Origin of the sequence: Chryseobacterium sp. KACC 21268 (assembly GCA_028736075.1) — a bacterium.
Lineage (GTDB): Bacteria > Bacteroidota > Bacteroidia > Flavobacteriales > Weeksellaceae > Epilithonimonas.
Genome location: CP117875.1, coordinates 3,383,979 through 3,402,916, shown reverse-complemented (window position 1 = coordinate 3,402,916; position 18,938 = coordinate 3,383,979). Strand labels below are relative to the sequence as shown.

21 protein-coding genes and 1 tRNA gene are annotated in these 18,938 nt (G+C 37.3%); 16 read left to right on the top strand and 6 right to left on the bottom strand.

All coding sequences use genetic code 11. The annotated features are described in order from the left end of the window. Positions 1 to 42: 42 nt before the first annotated feature. Positions 43 to 567: a GNAT family N-acetyltransferase gene (locus PQ459_15535; protein ID WDF46308.1), complete on the bottom strand. Its 525-nt coding sequence runs from the start codon at positions 565 to 567 to the stop codon at positions 43 to 45. A gap of 46 nt (positions 568 to 613) precedes the next feature. On the opposite strand from PQ459_15535, the gene PQ459_15530 reads away from it, so the two are divergent. From PQ459_15530 to pheA, 8 genes are all read left to right on the top strand, one after another. Further along, positions 614 to 1,600 carry a gliding motility protein GldB gene (locus PQ459_15530; GenBank protein WDF46307.1) on the top strand — a complete coding sequence of 329 codons (987 nt, stop codon included), beginning with the start codon at positions 614 to 616 and terminating at the stop codon, positions 1,598 to 1,600. A gap of 102 nt (positions 1,601 to 1,702) precedes the next feature. Beyond that, a complete protein-coding gene (gene gldC, locus PQ459_15525) occupies positions 1,703 to 2,029 on the top strand; it encodes a gliding motility protein GldC (protein ID WDF46306.1) in 327 nt (108 codons plus the stop codon). Between the two features lie 30 nt (positions 2,030 to 2,059). Next, positions 2,060 to 3,268 carry a cystathionine gamma-synthase gene (locus PQ459_15520; protein ID WDF48735.1) on the top strand — a complete coding sequence of 403 codons (1,209 nt, stop codon included), beginning with the start codon at positions 2,060 to 2,062 and terminating at the stop codon, positions 3,266 to 3,268. Between the two features lie 71 nt (positions 3,269 to 3,339). Next, positions 3,340 to 3,837: a GNAT family N-acetyltransferase gene (locus PQ459_15515; protein WDF46305.1), complete on the top strand. Its 498-nt coding sequence runs from the start codon at positions 3,340 to 3,342 to the stop codon at positions 3,835 to 3,837. Between the two features lie 8 nt (positions 3,838 to 3,845). Beyond that, the gene (locus tag PQ459_15510) at positions 3,846 to 4,916 is read left to right on the top strand and encodes an endonuclease/exonuclease/phosphatase family protein (protein ID WDF46304.1); all 1,071 of its coding nucleotides are present in this window, start codon (positions 3,846 to 3,848) and stop codon (positions 4,914 to 4,916) included. A gap of 32 nt (positions 4,917 to 4,948) precedes the next feature. After that, positions 4,949 to 5,392: a hypothetical protein gene (locus tag PQ459_15505; protein WDF46303.1), complete on the top strand. Its 444-nt coding sequence runs from the start codon at positions 4,949 to 4,951 to the stop codon at positions 5,390 to 5,392. A 54-nt stretch (positions 5,393 to 5,446) separates the two neighbouring features. Continuing rightward, a complete protein-coding gene (locus PQ459_15500; protein WDF46302.1) occupies positions 5,447 to 6,238 on the top strand; it encodes a DUF2490 domain-containing protein in 792 nt (263 codons plus the stop codon). 161 nt (positions 6,239 to 6,399) lie between these two features. Further along, entirely contained in the window at positions 6,400 to 7,248 is an 849-nt protein-coding gene (pheA, locus tag PQ459_15495) for a prephenate dehydratase (protein ID WDF46301.1), read from the top strand. A gap of 112 nt (positions 7,249 to 7,360) precedes the next feature. Here the strand turns inward: pheA and PQ459_15490 are convergent, their stop codons facing one another. Genes PQ459_15490 through PQ459_15480 form a run of 3 tightly spaced genes read right to left on the bottom strand, consistent with a single transcriptional unit; the run spans position 7,361 to position 10,131 of the window. After that, positions 7,361 to 7,978, bottom strand: coding sequence for a hypothetical protein (locus tag PQ459_15490; protein ID WDF48734.1), 618 nt, complete (start codon positions 7,976 to 7,978; stop codon positions 7,361 to 7,363). 16 nt (positions 7,979 to 7,994) lie between these two features. Further along, on the bottom strand, positions 7,995 to 8,744 hold the full coding sequence (locus tag PQ459_15485) for a hypothetical protein (GenBank protein WDF46300.1): 750 nt from the start codon (positions 8,742 to 8,744) through the stop codon (positions 7,995 to 7,997). Beyond that, positions 8,722 to 10,131, bottom strand: coding sequence for an amino acid permease (locus tag PQ459_15480; GenBank protein WDF46299.1), 1,410 nt, complete (start codon positions 10,129 to 10,131; stop codon positions 8,722 to 8,724). Before PQ459_15480 ends, PQ459_15485 begins: the two co-directional genes overlap by 23 nt. Positions 10,132 to 10,299: 168 nt before the next feature. On the opposite strand from PQ459_15480, the gene PQ459_15475 reads away from it, so the two are divergent. The 7 genes from PQ459_15475 (at position 10,300) to PQ459_15445 (ending at position 15,635) form a co-directional block, all read left to right on the top strand. Further along, positions 10,300 to 10,998, top strand: coding sequence for a hypothetical protein (locus tag PQ459_15475; GenBank protein ID WDF46298.1), 699 nt, complete (start codon positions 10,300 to 10,302; stop codon positions 10,996 to 10,998). Between the two features lie 47 nt (positions 10,999 to 11,045). Continuing rightward, on the top strand, positions 11,046 to 11,561 hold the full coding sequence (locus PQ459_15470) for a hypothetical protein (protein WDF46297.1): 516 nt from the start codon (positions 11,046 to 11,048) through the stop codon (positions 11,559 to 11,561). Between the two features lie 32 nt (positions 11,562 to 11,593). Continuing rightward, positions 11,594 to 12,577 carry a hypothetical protein gene (locus tag PQ459_15465; GenBank protein WDF46296.1) on the top strand — a complete coding sequence of 328 codons (984 nt, stop codon included), beginning with the start codon at positions 11,594 to 11,596 and terminating at the stop codon, positions 12,575 to 12,577. A gap of 218 nt (positions 12,578 to 12,795) precedes the next feature. After that, the gene (locus PQ459_15460; protein WDF46295.1) at positions 12,796 to 13,197 is read left to right on the top strand and encodes a phosphoheptose isomerase; all 402 of its coding nucleotides are present in this window, start codon (positions 12,796 to 12,798) and stop codon (positions 13,195 to 13,197) included. A gap of 103 nt (positions 13,198 to 13,300) precedes the next feature. Continuing rightward, positions 13,301 to 14,257 (top strand): D-2-hydroxyacid dehydrogenase, encoded by a 957-nt coding sequence (locus PQ459_15455; GenBank protein WDF46294.1) that lies wholly within the window; start codon positions 13,301 to 13,303, stop codon positions 14,255 to 14,257. Between the two features lie 227 nt (positions 14,258 to 14,484). Next, on the top strand, positions 14,485 to 15,501 hold the full coding sequence (locus tag PQ459_15450) for an asparaginase (protein WDF46293.1): 1,017 nt from the start codon (positions 14,485 to 14,487) through the stop codon (positions 15,499 to 15,501). Positions 15,502 to 15,548: 47 nt separating this feature from the next. Then, positions 15,549 to 15,635, top strand: a tRNA-Ser gene (locus PQ459_15445). Positions 15,636 to 16,292: 657 nt separating this feature from the next. Here the strand turns inward: PQ459_15445 and PQ459_15440 are convergent. Further along, positions 16,293 to 17,354: an NADH:flavin oxidoreductase gene (locus PQ459_15440; GenBank protein WDF46292.1), complete on the bottom strand. Its 1,062-nt coding sequence runs from the start codon at positions 17,352 to 17,354 to the stop codon at positions 16,293 to 16,295. A 124-nt stretch (positions 17,355 to 17,478) separates the two neighbouring features. On the opposite strand from PQ459_15440, the gene PQ459_15435 reads away from it, so the two are divergent. Beyond that, positions 17,479 to 17,820, top strand: a complete 342-nt coding sequence (locus PQ459_15435; protein ID WDF46291.1) for a helix-turn-helix domain-containing protein — start codon at positions 17,479 to 17,481, stop codon at positions 17,818 to 17,820. Between the two features lie 7 nt (positions 17,821 to 17,827). Here PQ459_15435 and PQ459_15430 read toward each other — a convergent pair whose 3' ends face one another. Further along, complete coding sequence (locus PQ459_15430; protein WDF46290.1) at positions 17,828 to 18,580, bottom strand: NUDIX domain-containing protein; 753 nt, start codon at positions 18,578 to 18,580, stop codon at positions 17,828 to 17,830. Between the last annotated feature and the right edge of the window lie 358 nt (positions 18,581 to 18,938).

The following is an 18,938-nucleotide window of genomic DNA, read 5'->3' as shown; positions in this document are numbered from 1 at the left end:
TCAACGATAAGAATAAGAAAAATAATATATTACAAGCTCTCATTATTTATTTTTTTCTAATTCGTACCAATAGCAATTGTCGCCATTATCAAGAAAAGCACCTTTGTTTTCGAAACCTAATTTCGTGAGAATGTGATTGGAAGATTCATTGTCAACATCGGCATAAGCATAGATCTTCTCAGCATTCAGTTGATTAAAACCTAGATCCAATGAAGCTTTTGCAGATTCTGTCGCGTAACCTTTTCCCCAGAATTCAGGGAGAAATCTGTAGCCTAATTCGTAAACATTTTTGAAACCATTGACTTCCTCTGTCAAAAGTTTGATGCCACTCCAGCCGATAAATTTGTTAGTTTCATTTTCGATGACCGCAAGTCTGCCAGTTCCGTTTTTGGCGTACTGATCTAGGATATTCTCAACCATTTTTTTAGATTGTTCTCTACTAGTAGAAGGCGGAACTCCTACATACTTCATCACGTCGGGATTGCTGTCCAGAAGGAAGATGTTATCAACATCCGCTTCGGTCAATTTTCTTAAAATTAATCTTTCCGTAATTATTGGTAGCTTCATCTATTAAATCGTATTTTTGCTTTTCGAAAATCTTAATGTAAAAATAATGAAGTTTTTCCGATATATCTCTTTTTCGGCCATAATTGTTTTCAGTTTATCGGCTTGCAAAAAGGAAAACGAAAACAAATGGGATGTTGAGATCAAGAATCCTGTCAAGAAAATAAATGTCACCGATCTCTCTGGAGAATTCTACAATTCTTCTGTAAGCTTGGAAGATTTCAAACAAAAATATCCTTGGTTCCAAGGTTCAGTTCCAGACGCCGATTACGGTGACAGAAGAAAAGATACGATGGAAGTTCGCATCTACAAAGAAGCGATTTCCAAAATCAACAAAACAAAACTGGATAAAGATTTGATCGACCTTTTCTCACACATCAAAAATTATTTTCCGAAGTTCCAGCCGCCTCATATTTATCTCTATTCATCTGTGATCGATCCTCAAAATGTGACGGATCCGATTTTTTTGAGAGAAGACGAGAATATGCTTTTCGTGGACATTACGGGATTTATGGGTGATGGAAATAAAAATTATAAAGGTCTCGATCTCTATTTTCAAAAATCGATGAACCCGGAAAATTTGGTTCCAAAGATCTCTGCTTTTTTTGCCGCAAGATTGGTTCCTGCTCCGATAGAGCAACAGAAATTTTTGGATCAAATGGTCTATCAAGGGAAAGTTCAGATCCTTCAGGACGCTTTTTTGCCTAATGTTTCTTCTGATCATTTGAAAATGAATTACTCCAAAGAACAGTACGATTGGGCTGTTGCCAACGAAGCCAATATCTGGAATTATTTTGTAGAAGGTGACTTGCTCTTCAGTGCAGATCCCGGATTATCAGAAAGATTCATTGCGCCAGGACCTTTTTCAAAATTCTACACAGAAGTTGACAGAGAAAGTTCGCCTCAGATCGCGATCTGGACAGGTTGGCAAATTTGCAAACATTATCTGAAAGCACATCCCGAAGAAAAATTGGACGTGTTTTTGAAGAAGAACGCAACAGAGATTTTCAATGGATCGGAATACAGACCGAAGTAGAGTTGGAGAATATGAGCGTTTGAGAGATATTAGAGACTATCATATTTCAAATCTCTAATTTTTTGATCATTTAATTTTTTAATCAATAATTTTAATATAACAATGCGTAAAACAAAAATTACAGTAGATATAGAGTTGGACGAGAATCACGTTCCAGAAAAAATGATGTGGAATGCACAAGATGGCGGCGTAGAAAACCAAGAGACCAAAGCCGTGATGATCTCAGTTTGGGACGAGAAAACTTCCGAAGCGTTGAGAATCGATCTTTGGACAAAAGATATGCCTGTGGATCATATGAAACGTTTCTATCACCAGATCATCGTTTCCCTTGGACAAACTTACCTCCGTGCAACTGGAGAAGAAGATGTTGCTGGTTGGCTGGAAGAAGTAGCTGAGGAATTTGCAGTGAAGTCGGCTATCAAAATGTAAAAAAAAAGGATGCTGGAAGTTGGAAGATGGATGTTAAAAAACTTCCAGCTTCAAACTTCCAGCTTCAAACAAAATATTAGAAATATGAAATTCAATACAAAAGTTATTCACGGCGGACAACAGCACGAGCCAGCGACTGGCGCAGTCAACGTTCCCGTTTTTTTAACATCAACATTCGCACAGAAAAGTCCAGGACAATTGATCTCTGGCTACGAATATTCAAGAGGTGCAAACCCAACAAGACAAGCTTTAGAAGATTCTTTAGCAAGCATCGAAAACGGCGCTCGAGGATTGGCTTTCGGATCAGGTTTGGCCGCAATCGATTGTGTTTTGAAGTTACTGAATCCAGGTGATGAAGTCATTGCTGTAGATGATCTTTATGGTGGATCTTACAGAATGTTCACCAGATTATTCGAAAAATACCAACTGAAATTTACGTTCATTGGATTCGATAATGTGGAACAATTGGAAAATGTCATCACAGACAAAACAAAATTGATCTGGCTAGAAACACCAACCAATCCATTGATGAAATTGGTGGACATCAAAATGGTGGCTGACACCGTGAAAGGGAAAGATATTTTGGTAGCTGTGGATAATACATTTGCAACGCCTTATATTCAAAAACCTTTGGATCTGGGTGCTGACATTGTGATGCATTCTGCAACAAAATATTTAGGCGGACATTCTGATGTAATCGCTGGAGCTTTGATCGCGAAAGATGCAGAGTTGGGCGAGAAATTACATTTTATCCAGTTTGCAAGTGGAGGAATTTTGGGACCACACGATTCTTATTTGGTTCTGAGAGGAATTAAAACTTTGGCGCTGAGAATGCAAAGACATTCGGACAACGGTTTCGAAGTGGCAAAATATTTGGAAACGCATTCTTTGGTTGATAAGATCTATTACCCAGGATTGTCTTCTCATCCGCAATACGATTTGGCAACCAGACAAATGACCGAGTTTGGTGGAATGGTTTCTTTCACTTTCAAATCTGGAAAGAAAGAAGATGCAGTTAAATTCTTGGAAAACATCAAAGTTTTCACTTTGGCAGAATCTTTGGGTGGCGTAGAATCGTTGGCAAACCTTCCAGCTTTGATGACGCACGCATCGATCCCAGAAGACAAAAGAGCAGTTCTTGGAATCACGGATGACTTGGTAAGACTAAGCGTCGGAATCGAAGATGCTGAAGATCTGATCGCTGATTTGGAACAAGCATTTAGTTCAATAAATGATTAATGATAGATGATAATTGATTAATTATTTAAAAATCATTCATCAATTATCATTCATCAATTATAATAAAAAATATGACTTTTCGAGACGTCACTTTAGATGATCTTCCCAAGATTGTAGAAATTTATAACTCTACGGTGGCGTCGCGATTGGTTACTGCCGATCTGGAACCTGTTTCTGTCGAAAGCAAACTTGATTGGTTCAATGAGCACAATTCTGAAACGCGTCCGCTTTGGATGGTGGAAGATGCTCAGAAAAATACCATCGGTTGGGTCAGTTTTCAGGATTTCTACGGACGTCCGGCTTATCAGAAAACGGCTGAGATTAGTATCTATATTGATGAAAATTTCCGAGGCAAAGGTTTCGGACAACAGATCTTAAAGTTATCCATTGAAAAATGCCCGAGCTTGGGCATCGAGAATCTCCTTGCATTTATCTTCGCTCACAATTTGCCAAGTTTGACCTTATTTGAAAAATTCGGTTTCGAACTTTGGGCCAATCTCAAAAATATCGCTGAACTCGATGGCGAAAAACAAAGTCTCATTATTTTAGGCAAAACCATCAAAGACTAAATTTATATATGGAAAACTACACGTATTGTTTGTACTGGATCATTTCCATATTGGCGATCTTCTCTGTTCTGATTCCTTCTGTCAAAAACACATTTTGGACCTTTAGGATTTTCGATTATCCTCGTTTTCAGAAGTTTGTGATCCTGATTGTTCTGATTCTTTTATGGAAATTTGCCGTTCCTGAACCCACGGATTACGACAAAGTTCTTTTGGCGTTAGAAGTGGTATTTGCACTTTACCTTTTATATATCATTCTTCCTTACACAAGATTTGGAAAGACAATGATCGACAAAGTTAAACCAAATGCGGACGAGACCACGCTCGATATTTTGGTTTGTAATGTCTATCAACACAACCGAAATTATCAGAAACTAATTGACCTGATCAAAGAAAATGATCCCACCGTTTTGTTCTTTCTCGAAACGGATGAAGAGTGGAGAAAAGCGTTGGAAGTGGTCACAAAAGATTATGAATACAAAATTGAGGTTCCATTAGCAAATACTTATGGCCTTTTGTTTTACAGTCATTTTCCGGTTAAGAATTACGAGATCAATTATTTGATAGATGATGATATTCCGTCCATCGTTGCCGACCTGGAATACAATAATAACGTTGTTCGGTTATACGGAATTCATCCTACGCCGCCAGTTCCTCAGGAAAATCCAGAAAGTACCGAACGTGATGCTGAGATTCTTTTGGTCGGAAAAAAAGCGGAAGAATACGGAAAACCAGCCATCGTTTTTGGAGACCTGAATGATGTCGCTTGGTCACAAACCACCAAACTATTTCTAAAATCCAGTGGAATGTTGGATCCCCGACGTGGAAGAGGTATGTTCAATACCTTTCACGCCAAATATTGGTTTTTGCGTTGGCCATTAGATCATTTTTTCGTGAGTCCACATTTCCGATTGGTAGATATGAATGTCACAAAGTCCGTAGATTCTGACCATTTTCCAATTTGGATATCGCTCGTCATCAGAAATGAAGATACAGAAGATCAACTGGAAATTTCAGATAAAGAAGAGCAGGAAGTGGTTGAAAAAATAGAAGAAGGCATCGAGAAAGGTGATGCCAATTAATTTTTATATCTTTAAAATTAAATTTATTAATAATGAAAAAGATTATCTTTGGTTTAATACTTTCCTTCGCATTTATTTTAAATTCCTCACAGACAACGGAACCAAAACCAATTGTCATTGTCCAAAATGTGGTAATGGGAAATCTAACCTTGAATAGTTTGGATCCAAATAAGATCGAGCAGGTTCAGGTTTACAAAACACCTTCTACAGAAACTGCGAAATTTGATGATCTGATAAAAAATGGGTTGATCAACATCACGCTCAAAGAAAAAATGACCATCGAAAGTCTGACGATTTCCGAAGCGAAGAAAAGATTCAAATTACCTGCTAATGCTTTGGTTTTCCTTAATGATATCGCTGTTCACAACGAAAATATCTTGATTGCTGAAGATCTTTTGAAAACTTCCAGCGTCATAGAGCCTGACAAAAAAACGAACAATTACAGCGCACCCGTTTTAAAGATAAAAACCGATTAGGGTTGTCTATCCATTTCCGAATTTCTATTTTTGCTGAAATCGATATTTCAAAATATGTTTTTCACCAAGGCAAAATTATTTCTCAGTTCAGTTTTTCTGATTTCAATTTCAACATCTTTTTCAGCGCAAAACCGAATCAGCGATTACAATAATATCGGCTGGTACGCGTACAACGGAACTTTCAAGCTGGATTCGAAATTCTCCATTCACACAGAATATCAGTGGCGAAGAAATGATTTCATCACGACTTGGCAACAGAGTCTTTTGCGTTTGGGACTTAATTATCAAGTAAATCCAAATTTGCAATTGCGTGTAGGTTACGCTTGGGCAGAGACTTTTCCTTATGGTGACATTCCGATCAACGGGATGGGAAAAGATTTCACAGAACACAGGATCTACGAAATGGCAACCATTACTGACAAAATAGGAAAGGTAGATTTGTCGCACCGTTTTATGCTAGAACAGCGTTGGGTAGGGCGATATTCCAATGCCGGTCTAACTTCCGAAGACCAATATCCATTTCTGAACCGAGCGCGATATATGATCCGTTTGCAAATGCCTTTGAAGGGAAATTCGATTGGAGATAAAACGCCTTACGTAGCAGTTTATGACGAATTGATGATAGGATTTGGGAAGAATGTCGGCGAGAATATTTTTGACCAAAACCGAATCGGTGTTTTGTTGGGTTACAAATTCAATAATTTGCTTAGGGTAGAAGGCGGTTATCTGAATCAGATTGTGCAGTTTGGACGCGAAATCGAGGGAAAGAATGTGTTCCAATACAACAATGGATTTATTGTAAGCGCGAATTTCAATTTTGATTTTTCTAAGAAAATTGTAGATTAATTTAACCACAAAAGTCACAAAAGCTATTATCCTTCTTAGATCTATAAAAGTTTAAAAAAGGAGTCTATTTTAAAGTTTTAATTTTTTTGATCTTCGGTAAATTTTTGTTTTTCGATATCTTTTGTGACTTTTGTGGTTCAAAAATTATTTAATTTCGCAAAATGAAAATAGCATTCCTCGGACCCGAAGCTTCTTTTACGCAGTTGACCGCAACGCAGTTATTCCCAAATGATGAGTTGGTCCCAAAAGCCAATATTTTGGATTGCTTTCTGGCGGTTCAGAATAATGAAGTAGACAAAGCGGTGGTTCCCTTGGAAAACTCGATAGAAGGAACGGTTTCTATGACTTTGGATTATCTTTATCAAACGCCCGAAATCAAGATCGAAGCGGAAGCGGTAATGCCGATTGCGCATCATTTGATGATCCATCCGAGTCAGGAAAATCCAGAATCTATCGAGAAGATCTATTCTCATCCACAGGCGCTTGCGCAAAGTTTTCATTTCCTGAATAAAAATTATCCTGATGTTCCGAAACAAGATTTTGCTTCCACAGCGGCGGCGGCAAAACGCGTTTCTGAAAATCCTGATCGTAAAATCGCGGCGGTTGCGAACAAATTTGCGGCAGAATTATACGGGTTGAAGATCCTTAACGAAAACATTCACGACGTCGAGGAAAATCACACCAGATTCATCATCATTTCCAAAACTGAGAATTCTTACGAGAACCATCTGGAAAATATAGGAAAAAAAACCGCAATGCTCATCACGTTACCACAAGATCATGCTGGAGGATTGCATCAGGTTTTGTCCGTTTTTGCGTGGCGAAATATGAACCTTAGCAAAATCGAATCCCGAACTTTAAAAACCAGATTGGGAAATTACTTCTTCTTCGTGACCGTTGTTGGCGGTTGGGATGATGTGCTCTACATTAATTCCGTGGACGAACTGAAAGCGATTGGTGCTGATGTGAAGTTTTTGGGGAATTACAAGGAGTTTTTGTTGGAAGGGTAGAAAGCTCATTCTTTTGTCATTCCGTAGGAATCTAAACGGTTTTTTAGTGTGTTGAGATTCTTTAAGAATGACAAAATTATACTAGAACTAAATTATTACAGACATTCAATAATCACAATATTGAGATTTCTCTTTTGATATTTTCTCTTGCAATTTTCTCATATTTTTCTTTAAAATAATCCGTTTTAAAAATCTCTTCAAATTCAAGAAAATGAGTTAGAACTTTTTTTCTACCAGGTTTATAAAGAAAATCCGGATAGATTGAATATTCCTCTCTGATTTGTCGAACATAATTTTCATAAACATTCCAATCTTTTCCAAGAATTGCCAAATCTGCGTCGAGAAGAAAATTGGTATCAGAATCATCACTTTTTTTGTGAGATTTTGTGGCAAGAATTTGATTGTAGATTTTGGTTATTCTTTCGTTTGAAATATTGATTTTTTCTAAGCGTTTCTTTGCAATTTCTGCACTTTTTTCCTCGTTGTCTTTTGATGTTGCTTTATAGACAATGTCGTGATAAAACACTGAAAATAATAAAGTATCGAAATCTGAAATTTCATCTTTCACATTTTCCAATTCCAAAATCATATTCTCAAGATGAGCGAGATTGTGGTATTTCCTGCTTTTTTGGGAATATAATTTTTCAATTTCTTGCCAATAATCAAGTTTCAGTTTTTCGTCGTTTGAAAACTTGGAGATTAGATTTGAGAAAATTGATTTTAGATTGATGGACATTTGTAGACACTTAAAAACTTAGAAGTAACAAATATTCTGAATTAGGATTTTGTTCAAATAAAAAGTTTATTTTAATATTTTTCTTTATTAATGCCAACATTTTCCTTTCATTAAGTCCAATTTTTTTAATAGATTGTATTTCGATAATCTTATTTTGACTATCTATTTTGACTTTATAAACTCCAAATTTGTTTTTTATTTTTTTTCCAAAAATAATTTTAAACTCATTGGTTGTGATTTTTTTTACATTATCCCAATTCTCGGATTTATCATAGTAATTTATAAACTTTAAATCTTTAAAGAGGCTTTTATTTTTCTCTAAATAATTGAATTGTTTGCTGTATTTATTGACTTCATTCAGACTGTTGTCATAAATTTTATACATACTGCTACAAAGAGACTCAACATATTCTCCATTTTGATTTTTACTCGTGAGAAGAAGATATTTTTCTCCAGCTTTGACAAGCTTTTCACAAGCTCCTGAATTCGCACCAGTAGTACTGCCAAAGATTATCAATTCTTCAAATTTATTTCCCTTGTATAGTTTATCGAAACTTATTTTAGCTTTATAAATTCTTAAACCAAACATTTTTTCCTCTCGCTCTTCATTTCCATAAGTAGATTCTATAGTAATTATTCCAACGACATCGGATTCAAAATACTCTTGAGCAATAGCATCTTCTGCACAAGAACAAGCTGAAAATTTGACTGATAAGAATAATAAGAAAAATAAAAATTTAATCTTCAGTTGTGGTATCATTGACATCAATAATTTTCTTATTAATAAAAAAATAAACCGGCAACCCAAGCAAAATCAATCCCAATCCTGGCAACGTGTAACCTGGCTTGTAGATCAAAAGCAAAATACAAAACGCCGTCCCAATCAAAAGGTAAAGTACGGGCGTGAATGGATAAAGGAAGGTTTTGTAACCTCTTTCCATTTCAGGTTTTTTGATTCTAAGGTAGATCACACCAAAAACGGTTAGCATATAAAACAGAACGATCACGAAGGAAACCATATCCAAAAGATTCCCGTATTGTCCGCTCAAACAAAGCAAACTAGCCCAGATTCCTTGCATCCAAAGGGATTTTTCTGGAACGCCGTTTTTGTTGTTTTCAACAGCTGATTTTAGGAATAATCCATCTTTTGCCATCGTTTGGAAAACCCTTGCGCCAGCTAGAACAATTCCGTTCACACAGCCAAAAGTCGAAATCATCACCAAAACGGCGATGATGATTGTTCCTGCATTCCCAAACATTTTCTCCGCTGCAGAAACCGCCACTCTGTCATTCGCTGCAAAGGCGATAGAATCTCTGTCAAGCGCATTCAGGTAAACGAAATTCACCAAAAGATAAAGGATCATCACAGCCGAAGTTCCTAAGATCATTGCTTTTACAACATTCTTTTTTGGATTCTCGATTTCGCCGGAAATGAAAGTCACATTCTCCCAAGCCACCGAACTGAAAACCGAACCAACCATCGCTGCGGCAATTCCGCCAAGGATGGTTGCACCGGAGATTCCGGTCCATTCTGTGTTTTTTAAATTTTGAAAAGCGTCCCAACCAAAACTCATATTCGAACTCCAATTGGATTTGTCGATCAAAATAAAACCTAAAATAATCAATCCGAGAAGTGCGATGATTTTTGAAGAAGTGAAAACATTCTGCAAGATTTTCCCGAATTGTACACCTTTGGTATTCACAAAAGTCAGGAAAAGAATCACGACAATCGCTAGGATTTGAATCCAGGTAATCTGAAATTCGCCACTTTGGAAAATTGGAGCAGCATCATTCAGAGATGGAACAAGATAAGCCGTGAACTTTCCGAAAGCCACAGCCACAGCTGCAATTGTCCCGGTTTGAATTACGGTAAACATTCCCCAACCGTAGAGAAATCCCATTGGTTTCCCGAAGATTTCTGTGATGTAAGTATATTGTCCGCCCGCTTTTGGGAACATCGCCGAGAGTTCGCCGTAGCTGATTGCCGCCGCTACGGTCATCACAGTTGTGATCAACCAAACGACAATCAGCCAATAGCCAGAACCGAGATTCCGCATGATGTCGGCGCTTACGATAAAAATCCCGCTCCCGATCATCGATCCCATCACGATCATCACTGCGTCCCAAAGTTTGAGTTTCTTTTCCATAGTTTTTTATTCTTCATCAAATATAAAAACATCTTTGGTATTTTGATGACGGCGGGTGAATTAAAAGTTGTTGACAAGCTTTATTAATGTCAAATAAATAATATTTCCAAAAAATTCTTATCATAAATATCGTTTAAAATATTATTTTTGATAAAAACTTATACACAAATGAAAAAAATCTTGTCAACTATCCTGGTTTCAGCCTTTTTTGTTGCTAATGTCAATGCACAAGATCTCAGAGAAGAAGTGACCTTGAATGGCGCAACGTTTAAAATATCAGATGTCACTTCAAATGATGAAAAATCGGAACAAACCAGATATCAAGTCGTTGGAAATCAAAATGAAAAGATCGAACATATTGCAAGGATTTTCGACAAAAAGTTGGCGAAGGAAACCTATCTTGGCATTTACAGAAAGAACGACAGTGAGTTACATTTCATAGAATTCAACCAAACGAAAACACCTGCAACACTCAATCATTATGTCTATGCTCCCAACAACAAAGGGAAATTGATGCTCGTGAAAAAGGAATTTGATCTCGCTGATTTTCCGAAGGATCTGCCTCCAAAATTTAAAAACAACCAGCCAATTCATCCGGAATTTCCTGGTGGTACTGTGGAGTTGAATAAATGGTCCGAGAAAAATCTTGTTCCAATCTTAAGAAAAACATTGGCTTCCAAAGATGTCGTTCTTACTTTAGAAATCGATAGTGATGGAACAGCCACTTTGCAAAATCTATCGCTTTTGGCTTTGCCTAAGGAAACAGAAAAAGCATTGCTCTCAAAAATTGCAGAAATGCCAAAATGGACCACTCTGATCCAGGGCTATAAACTAACTGGAGTGGTTTTCATTCCTCTTTCACTATAACATTCGAAAAGAAATTTCAATAAAACTAAACCCAAAAAATTTTTAATATGATCATTACTGCAACTGCATTCTACATTTCACTGGCTGTTTTGGCGGCTGTTATTTATGGTGTCTTCCTTTTTGTGGAAAACAAGTATGACAAGGAAGATTTCAAACGCAAATCATTCTTGGTCATCGTCCCGCTGGGAATCCTGATCTATATGTTCTGCCCGAAAATTTACGTCATCAAAAATTGTACTACCAGCGAGGAAAAAGTGATGGTTTTTCCTACCCAAAGTTTCACGTATGGCAGTGGGAAATGCTACGTGATCAATGAATCGACGGAAGTTTTGGGAATTGTGACCTACGTTTACGGAAATCCCCCGGAGGAGAAAGTACAGGAAAAATCTATCAATGTCGAGATCTTGCCAAAAGCTACGCAAATGATCCCGAAAGGTATGATCTCTTATTTACTAGAACCTGCGCCAACAACGGTGCGAACAAAGTCGGATTACGAGTTCCATCACAGATTGTTTTGCGTGTCTCAGGAAGATGCTAAAACAGATGGTGAAGATGGTGATTAAAGCACAGAATAATTAATATCAAAGTAAAAACAATGACAAAATTTCAATCTGTGAATGATGGAAAAGCCTATGAAATATTTCCGTTGCGAGGGTATATCTCTATTCTGGTCTATCTTCTGCTTTTTCTCCTGATAGCGCTAGTTCCGATTCTGTATTTTATCTCAGATGATTTTATCATTGAAGAAGTTTTGAAGCTCGTTTTTTATTCTTTGTTGATCAATATTCTTATCTTTTTTCCAATCGTTCTCATTTTGTACCATTACTCCTACCATTTTTCCTGGGTCGAAAAGAAGATTTACAAAAAATTATTCTTCTACAAAAAGTTGAAAATGGAGGCGGAAAACATTGAGCTTGATAGAAGTAATTACAAAATTATAGACAAAACCGATAGATTTTCCAACGTCATAAACTTGATGTTCTTTGGAATGAAACGTCAAAATATTTCTGAGAATACCCAAGAGCTTATTGGCCTCATTGATAAAAATTGGCTCAGTCAAATGCCGGAAAGTGTAGAAGAGAAAGCACTCGGCTTTAATAGCTTGGTTTATTTCAAATCAATTGATGATAACGAATTTGAGTTGATCAAGACCAACAAACTTCATTTGGTGTTGTTTGTTGTTTTCTGTTTAGCATTTCTCTATCAGCTTTATAATTTGCAGTCGAAAAGCACTTCTGATATAGGATTTATAGATTTTGTAACGGGAATTCCGGCCTTTGTTTTTCTGATCATTATTTCAACCCGAAAAATTTTTAATCTTAAAGACAGGATGGTCTACACCAAATTTTTTTGGGTGATTCCGTATGAGAAAATGAATCTTGACCTATTCCACAATTTTGAGGTCACAAAACATTACACCAATGGCTTCTACACGGGAACATCGCTCAATATGCTTTTCTCTAAGAAGACAAATTCAAACAAGTATAGGCATCTGACAATCGTTTCTGCGACCAAAAAAACAAAACCTTTTGAAGCTATGATGACAGAAATTCGGTTTCTTTTGTCAAAGATGAAGTGATCTTCTCATCGTGAATCAGTGTTTTAATTCTCATTTTTTGTTGATGCGGAAAATTAGTTGTGGTTAATATTTTTATCCAAGCGTATGATTTGTGTAAAACTAAAAGTAAATTTTTCTTTAAAATATTCTATAAAATTAAGATTTCATTAAGCATTCGATAATAGTTTGTTAGTTCAGAGAGAAAAGCCTAATTTTGCAACTTCAATTTTACACACAATATGGAACTAGAATACGTAGAACACCTGAGCCCAATGTTGAAAGGCGATATCAAGAATTATCTGATCGATATCGACGGAACTATTACAGAAGATGTGCCTAATGAGGAGCCGGAAAGAATGGTGACTTGCGAGCCTTTTCCAGACGCTTTGGTAACGATCAACAAATGGTATGACGAAGGTCACCAGATCTGTTTTTTCACTTCCAGAACTGAGGATCTGAGAGAAGTGACAGAAACCTGGTTGAACAAACACGGCTTCAAATACCACAGCGTACTGCTAGGAAAACCAAGAGGCGGAAACTACCACTGGATCGATAACCACCTGGTAAAAGCAACGAGATACAAAGGGAAATTCACAGATATGGTTGAGAAACAAGTGACCATAGAAGTTTTCCGCGACTAATTATAATAAATGATAATCGGTGAGTGATAAATGATTGTAAATTCAGATTGTTTATCACTTTTCTTTTTATCATTCATCATTTATCAAATATCAATTATACAGAATGAAAGTACTTGCAAATGACGGATTGACGCAGTCTGGGATCAATGCGCTATTAGAAAACGGATTCGAGGTGATTACTGCAAAGGTGGCTCAGGAAGATCTAATTACTTATATCAACGAAAATCAGGTGACTGTTCTGCTTGTAAGAAGCGCGACAAAAGTGACCAAGGAAATGGTGGACAATTGCCCAAGCCTGGAGATCATCGGTAGAGGTGGCGTTGGGATGGACAACATCGAAGTGGCTTACGCGAGAGAAAAAGGAAAACACGTGATCAACACGCCGGCAGCTTCATCAGAATCTGTGGCGGAACTGGTTTTTGCACACCTTTTCTCAGGTTGCAGATTCTTGCAGGATGCGAACAGACAAATGCCAGTGAAAGGAAACACCGAGTTTGCAAAACTTAAGAAAAAATATGAAGCTGGAATTGAACTAAGAGGTAAAACCATCGGGATCGTCGGCATCGGAAGAATTGGACAAGAAGTGGCTAGAATAGCACTTGGACTGGGAATGAAAGTAATCGCTTCTGATACGAGAATCGGGAAGGCGAGCGTCAGAGTGGATTTCTACAACAGCCAATACATCAATGTTGAAATTGAAACAGAACCGTTGGAGCAATTGATCCAGCATTCAGATTTCATCACGCTTCACGTTCCTGCTCAGGATGGTCCGATCATCGGCGCGGCCGAATTGGACAAAATGAAACCTGGTGCAGCCATCGTGAACTGTGCGAGAGGTGGTGTGATCGACGAAAATGCTTTGATTGCAGCGTTGGATTCTGGGAAGATAGCGTTTGCAGGTCTTGATGTTTTCGAGAACGAGCCTACGCCTTCTGATAAGATCTTGAACCACCCGAAGATCTCTTTGACGCCTCATACAGGAGCTGCGACAGAGGAAGCTCAGGATAGAATTGGAACTGAGTTGGCGAATCAGATCGCAAGCATCCTTTTGGTTAAATAATTTAACTTAAACATAAATAAAATGCTCGTTTTTTAACGGGCATTTTTTATTTTCACCATTCAGATTAAAATTTTACTTTTGTTGGGATTTTATGGCAGCTTTTCCGCCTTCCGTTCCCAATCTTTTTTGCCAACGCTTGTACCCAAGCAAAAAAAGGATTTCCACTCAAGTCGGGCTGCAGTTTTCACCTTCGAAACAAACTATTGCCAAAGATTTGGCGTTCAACTATGAATAGAAAAGTACTTCTCATCTACACCGGCGGCACCATTGGAATGGAAAAAGATTACGAAACGGGAAGTCTGGTTCCGTTTGATTTCTCCACGATCTTCAAAAGGATTCCGGAGATGAATCTTCTGGAATGTGAGGTTTCCGTCCATCCGTTCGAGAATCCCGTAGATTCATCCGATATGGGTCCGCAGGAATGGCGGATGATTGCAGACTGGATCTACAAGAACTACGACAATTTTGATGGCTTTCTGATTCTCCACGGGACGGATACGATGTCGTACACGGCCTCCGCCCTTAGTTTTATGTTGAAGAATCTTGGGAAACCAGTGATTCTTACAGGTTCACAATTACCAATTGGAGACTTGCGTACCGATGCGAAAGAAAATCTTTTGACAAGTCTGTATTACGCCAGCCTATATGAAAATGACGAAGCGGTCATCAAAGAAGTGGCAGTCTATTTCGAATATAAACTCTTGCGCGGAAACCGAAGTCTGAAATATTCAGCGGAGTTCTTCGATGCTTACCAAAGTCCAAATTACCCGATCCTTGGGCAATCTGGCGTCCATCTGAATGTCGATAAGAATGTGCTTTGGAAACCTAAAGGTCAATTCGAACTCGATAATTATCTCAATGAGAATATTTTGTTTTGTAGGATTTTCCCTGGGATGAACTTCGAATCGTTATTGGAAATCAAAACAGCCGAAGCGATCATTTTGCAGGTTTTTGGTTCCGGAACGATCTTTAACAATGAGAAAACGCAGAATGTTTTGCAGGAACTTAGGAATAGAGGCGTTGAGGTTGTCGTTATCAGTCAATGTATTTCAGGTGGCATTAGTTTCGGGAAATATAGCAACAGCAATATCTTTACGAAGATTGGCGCCATTAGTGGAAAAGATATGACCGCGGAGTCTGCCATTACCAAAGCAATGCATATTTTGAACAATCCAAAGTACGATAGAAGCTTCTCAGAACTATTCATTGAAAATATTTCGGGAGAAATCACAGAAGAATTTTAATAATCTTTTGAGAATTCAGATATTTCATTATATTTGCAACCTCAAATAGAGAGGTGTCCGAGTGGTTGAAGGAGCTAGCCTGGAAAGCTAGTGTGCGGGTAACTGTACCGAGGGTTCGAATCCCTTCCTCTCTGCAATCTAAAAAGCTTTGCTAACGTTTTGTTAGTAAGGCTTTTTTGTTTTGTGATTCTGTAGAATGCAGGTTTGTGAGATAAAATTTCACTCTATATTTACATCACTTATTATATTTTAAAGGTCTTTTGTCAATAAAAAAAGCTTCCCAAAAGGGAAGCTAAAAACACAAATGATGAAAGTCCTTTGAAAGGACATAACAAATTTATATTTAAAAGTGATTATAATTTATGATTTACCTCACTATCAAATATTATTTCAATATTTATTGGGAATTGTTATTTAGATAGTCATTGTAACTTGATAAAATTTATTACGATAAATTAAGATTATCATTCTTTTTTTATCATACAATTAACATTGTTAATTAGCGAAAGCTAAGTATACTTTTCATATTTTTGTAACGGAAATTTTTTTAAAAGGTTTTCATGGTTATTAGTTTTTATCCCCAATTCTTTTGGGGATTTTTTTTTGAGTGCTTTAGACAATCATTATGACGAGATCATTTGACTTCTTGTAGATTTCTATGTATAGATATTTTCATCTGAATTGAGATCATTTCCTTCCAATATTCTTTCGGCATTATTTTTTCCAATCTACTTAAAAATAAAAAAAGCGACTTATCATAAATAAGCCGCTTTTTTATTCAATTTTAATTATTAATAAAGAACGCCTAAACTTTCTCCGGCAAAATCTGAAATCTCATCAAATCTTCCTTCTTTCACTTTCTTTGCCCATTCGTAGTCGCTTAAGATTGCTCTTCCGACAGCTACAAGGTCAAAATCCTGACGATCTAATCTTTTTAATAATTCCGATAGGTCACTTTTCTCAGAACCTTGTCCTGCAAAGGCGCCCATAAAATCACCGTTTAGTCCCACAGATCCAACTGTGATGGTCGGTTGTCCTGTCAATTTCTTTGCCCAACCTGCAAAATTGAGGTCAGAACCTTCGAATTCCGGCTCCCAGAATCTTCGCTGTGAGCAATGGAATATGTCCACACCTGCTTCCTTCATTGGTACAAGCCATTCTTCCATTTCTTCTGGAGTCGTCGCCAGTCGGCTTTTGTAATCCTGCTGTTTCCATTGGGAAAGTCGGATGATGATTGTGAAATCTGGTCCCACTGCAGCTCTCATTGCTTTGATGATATCGACAGCAAATTTGCTTCTTTCCATCAAAGTTTTTCCACCATATTCATCAGTCCTTGTATTGGTCACTTCCCAGAAAAATTGGTCGATCAAGTAGCCGTGTGCGCCGTGAATTTCAAGTACATCAAACCCAAGGTCTTTCGCCGATTTGGCTGATGCTGCAAATTGTGCAATTGTATCTTGGATGTCTTCCAGGGTCATTGTCGAAGCTTTTTCCATCTCCGTTGTGGGATAGTCTGGGGAACTTCTCGTATCGCCAACGTGCCAGATCTGAGGTCCCATTTTTCCGCCATTTTGATGGACAGAATCGATCACGTTTTTCCAACCTTTCAAAGCTTCTGTTCCAAAAAAGTCCGGGATGTTTTGGATATTCTTGGAAGCAGGTCTGTTGATGACGGTTCCTTCTGATAATATCAATCCGATTTCTGACCCGGCTCTTCTTGCGTAATAATCTGCGATCTGTTGCGTTGGAACACCATTGTCGGAAAAGGCTCTTGTCATTGGAGCCATTACGATCCTGTTTTTGAGATGAAGGTTTTTGTATGTGAACGGCGTGAATAATGCGTCTAAACTCATTCTAAATTTTGTTATTTGATTAATTGTTACACAAAGTAACTAATAATAGTTTGGATTTGTATCTTTTGAATGAAAAAAGTGGTAACTTGGCGGTAACAAATGAAAATAAAAGCTTGGTAAAAAGATGAGACAGCAGAAAACATTAGGTTGCAGTTGCCCGCTGGGAAAGGCAATGTCGGCTTTGGGAAGCAAGTGGAAGCCGATCATCGTTTTGGTCATCAACAATAGAAAATTGCGCTTCGGTGAGATTGCCGCACGAATTGCTGTGATTTCCAGAAAAGTTTTAACAGATCAGTTGCGAGAAATGGAAACTGATCATCTTTTAACGAGACAAGAATTCAAGGAAACGCCGCCGAGAGTAGAGTATTGCCTTACAGAAAAAGGTCTGGCGCTTCTTCCCATCCTCGAACTTTTGGAAAAATGGGAAGCGGAGTATGATATGAAAACTGAAAATACTTTGACCTAATTAAATATTACCAACTGATCAAACCGTTTTCAAGCGCTTTGTTGTAAATTTCCTCATCAAAAGAGTAGAGGTCTGGCGCTTTGTGAGCACCACCTTTTCTTTGTTCGTCCAGTTTTTTTAGAATTCCAAGATTCTTTATTTTTCGATAGAAATTTCCTCGGTTAAGTTCTTTTCCGAGAATGGCTTCATATAATTTTTGGAGCTCAGACAGCGTAAATTTTTCTGGTAGAAGATTGATACCAATTGGCTTGATCGAGATCTTTTCGCGCAATGTCAGCAAAGCTTTTTCCACAATCTCTTTATGGTCCATAGCCATTTCGATATCCGGAAGTTGGCTGAGGTAGATCCATTCACAACTCTCACTATATTCGTCCACCGTCAAATCGATTTTAGATGGATTGTATAAGGCGTAATACCCAATTGTGATAAACCTTTGTTTGTGGAACAAGGTCTCATCAAAGTCTTCGAAGTAATCTTCACTTCTGTTCTTTTTTCCAAAAACACCAAACTCCTCCAGGTAAGAAACGGCGTTCACGCCAGCTCTTTCTCTTAAAATTCTCACTACGGCGTCGTCCAAGTCCTCTTCCTTTTTGACATAGCCTCCAGGCAAAAACCATAGTTTTCTGTAATTCATTTTCAGCAGAAGAACTTTCAGTTCGTTTTGGTCAAATCCAAAAATCACCGGGTCTGCAGAAAGATTCGGGAGAAATATTTCTTTTGCTTCGTTCGATCGTTGTGAGATTAATTCCTTAGAGTCCATTTTCATTAGTTTCTGATGTCAATGTTACAAAAATATTAATAAAAAAATTGAACAAAAGCAAATTTTAAGAAATCGAGTCATTTTTTGGTGATGATTTAACATAATATTTTCATTGATTCTATTTGAATCAATGAAATTTTATTGATATTTTTGGTTTTAATTATTTGATTATCAATTAAATATATTCAATGTTAAGTTTTATTAATATTTATTTGTTCAATTAAAATAAAGAATGTACTATTGTAATGTTTCAATATGAAGCAATGAAATTAGTTGCCGTTTCAAACAAAAGTTGAAGGTTATATTCAATTAGACAACAATATTATTGGCAATAATTACAACAGGATTATCTGTATCA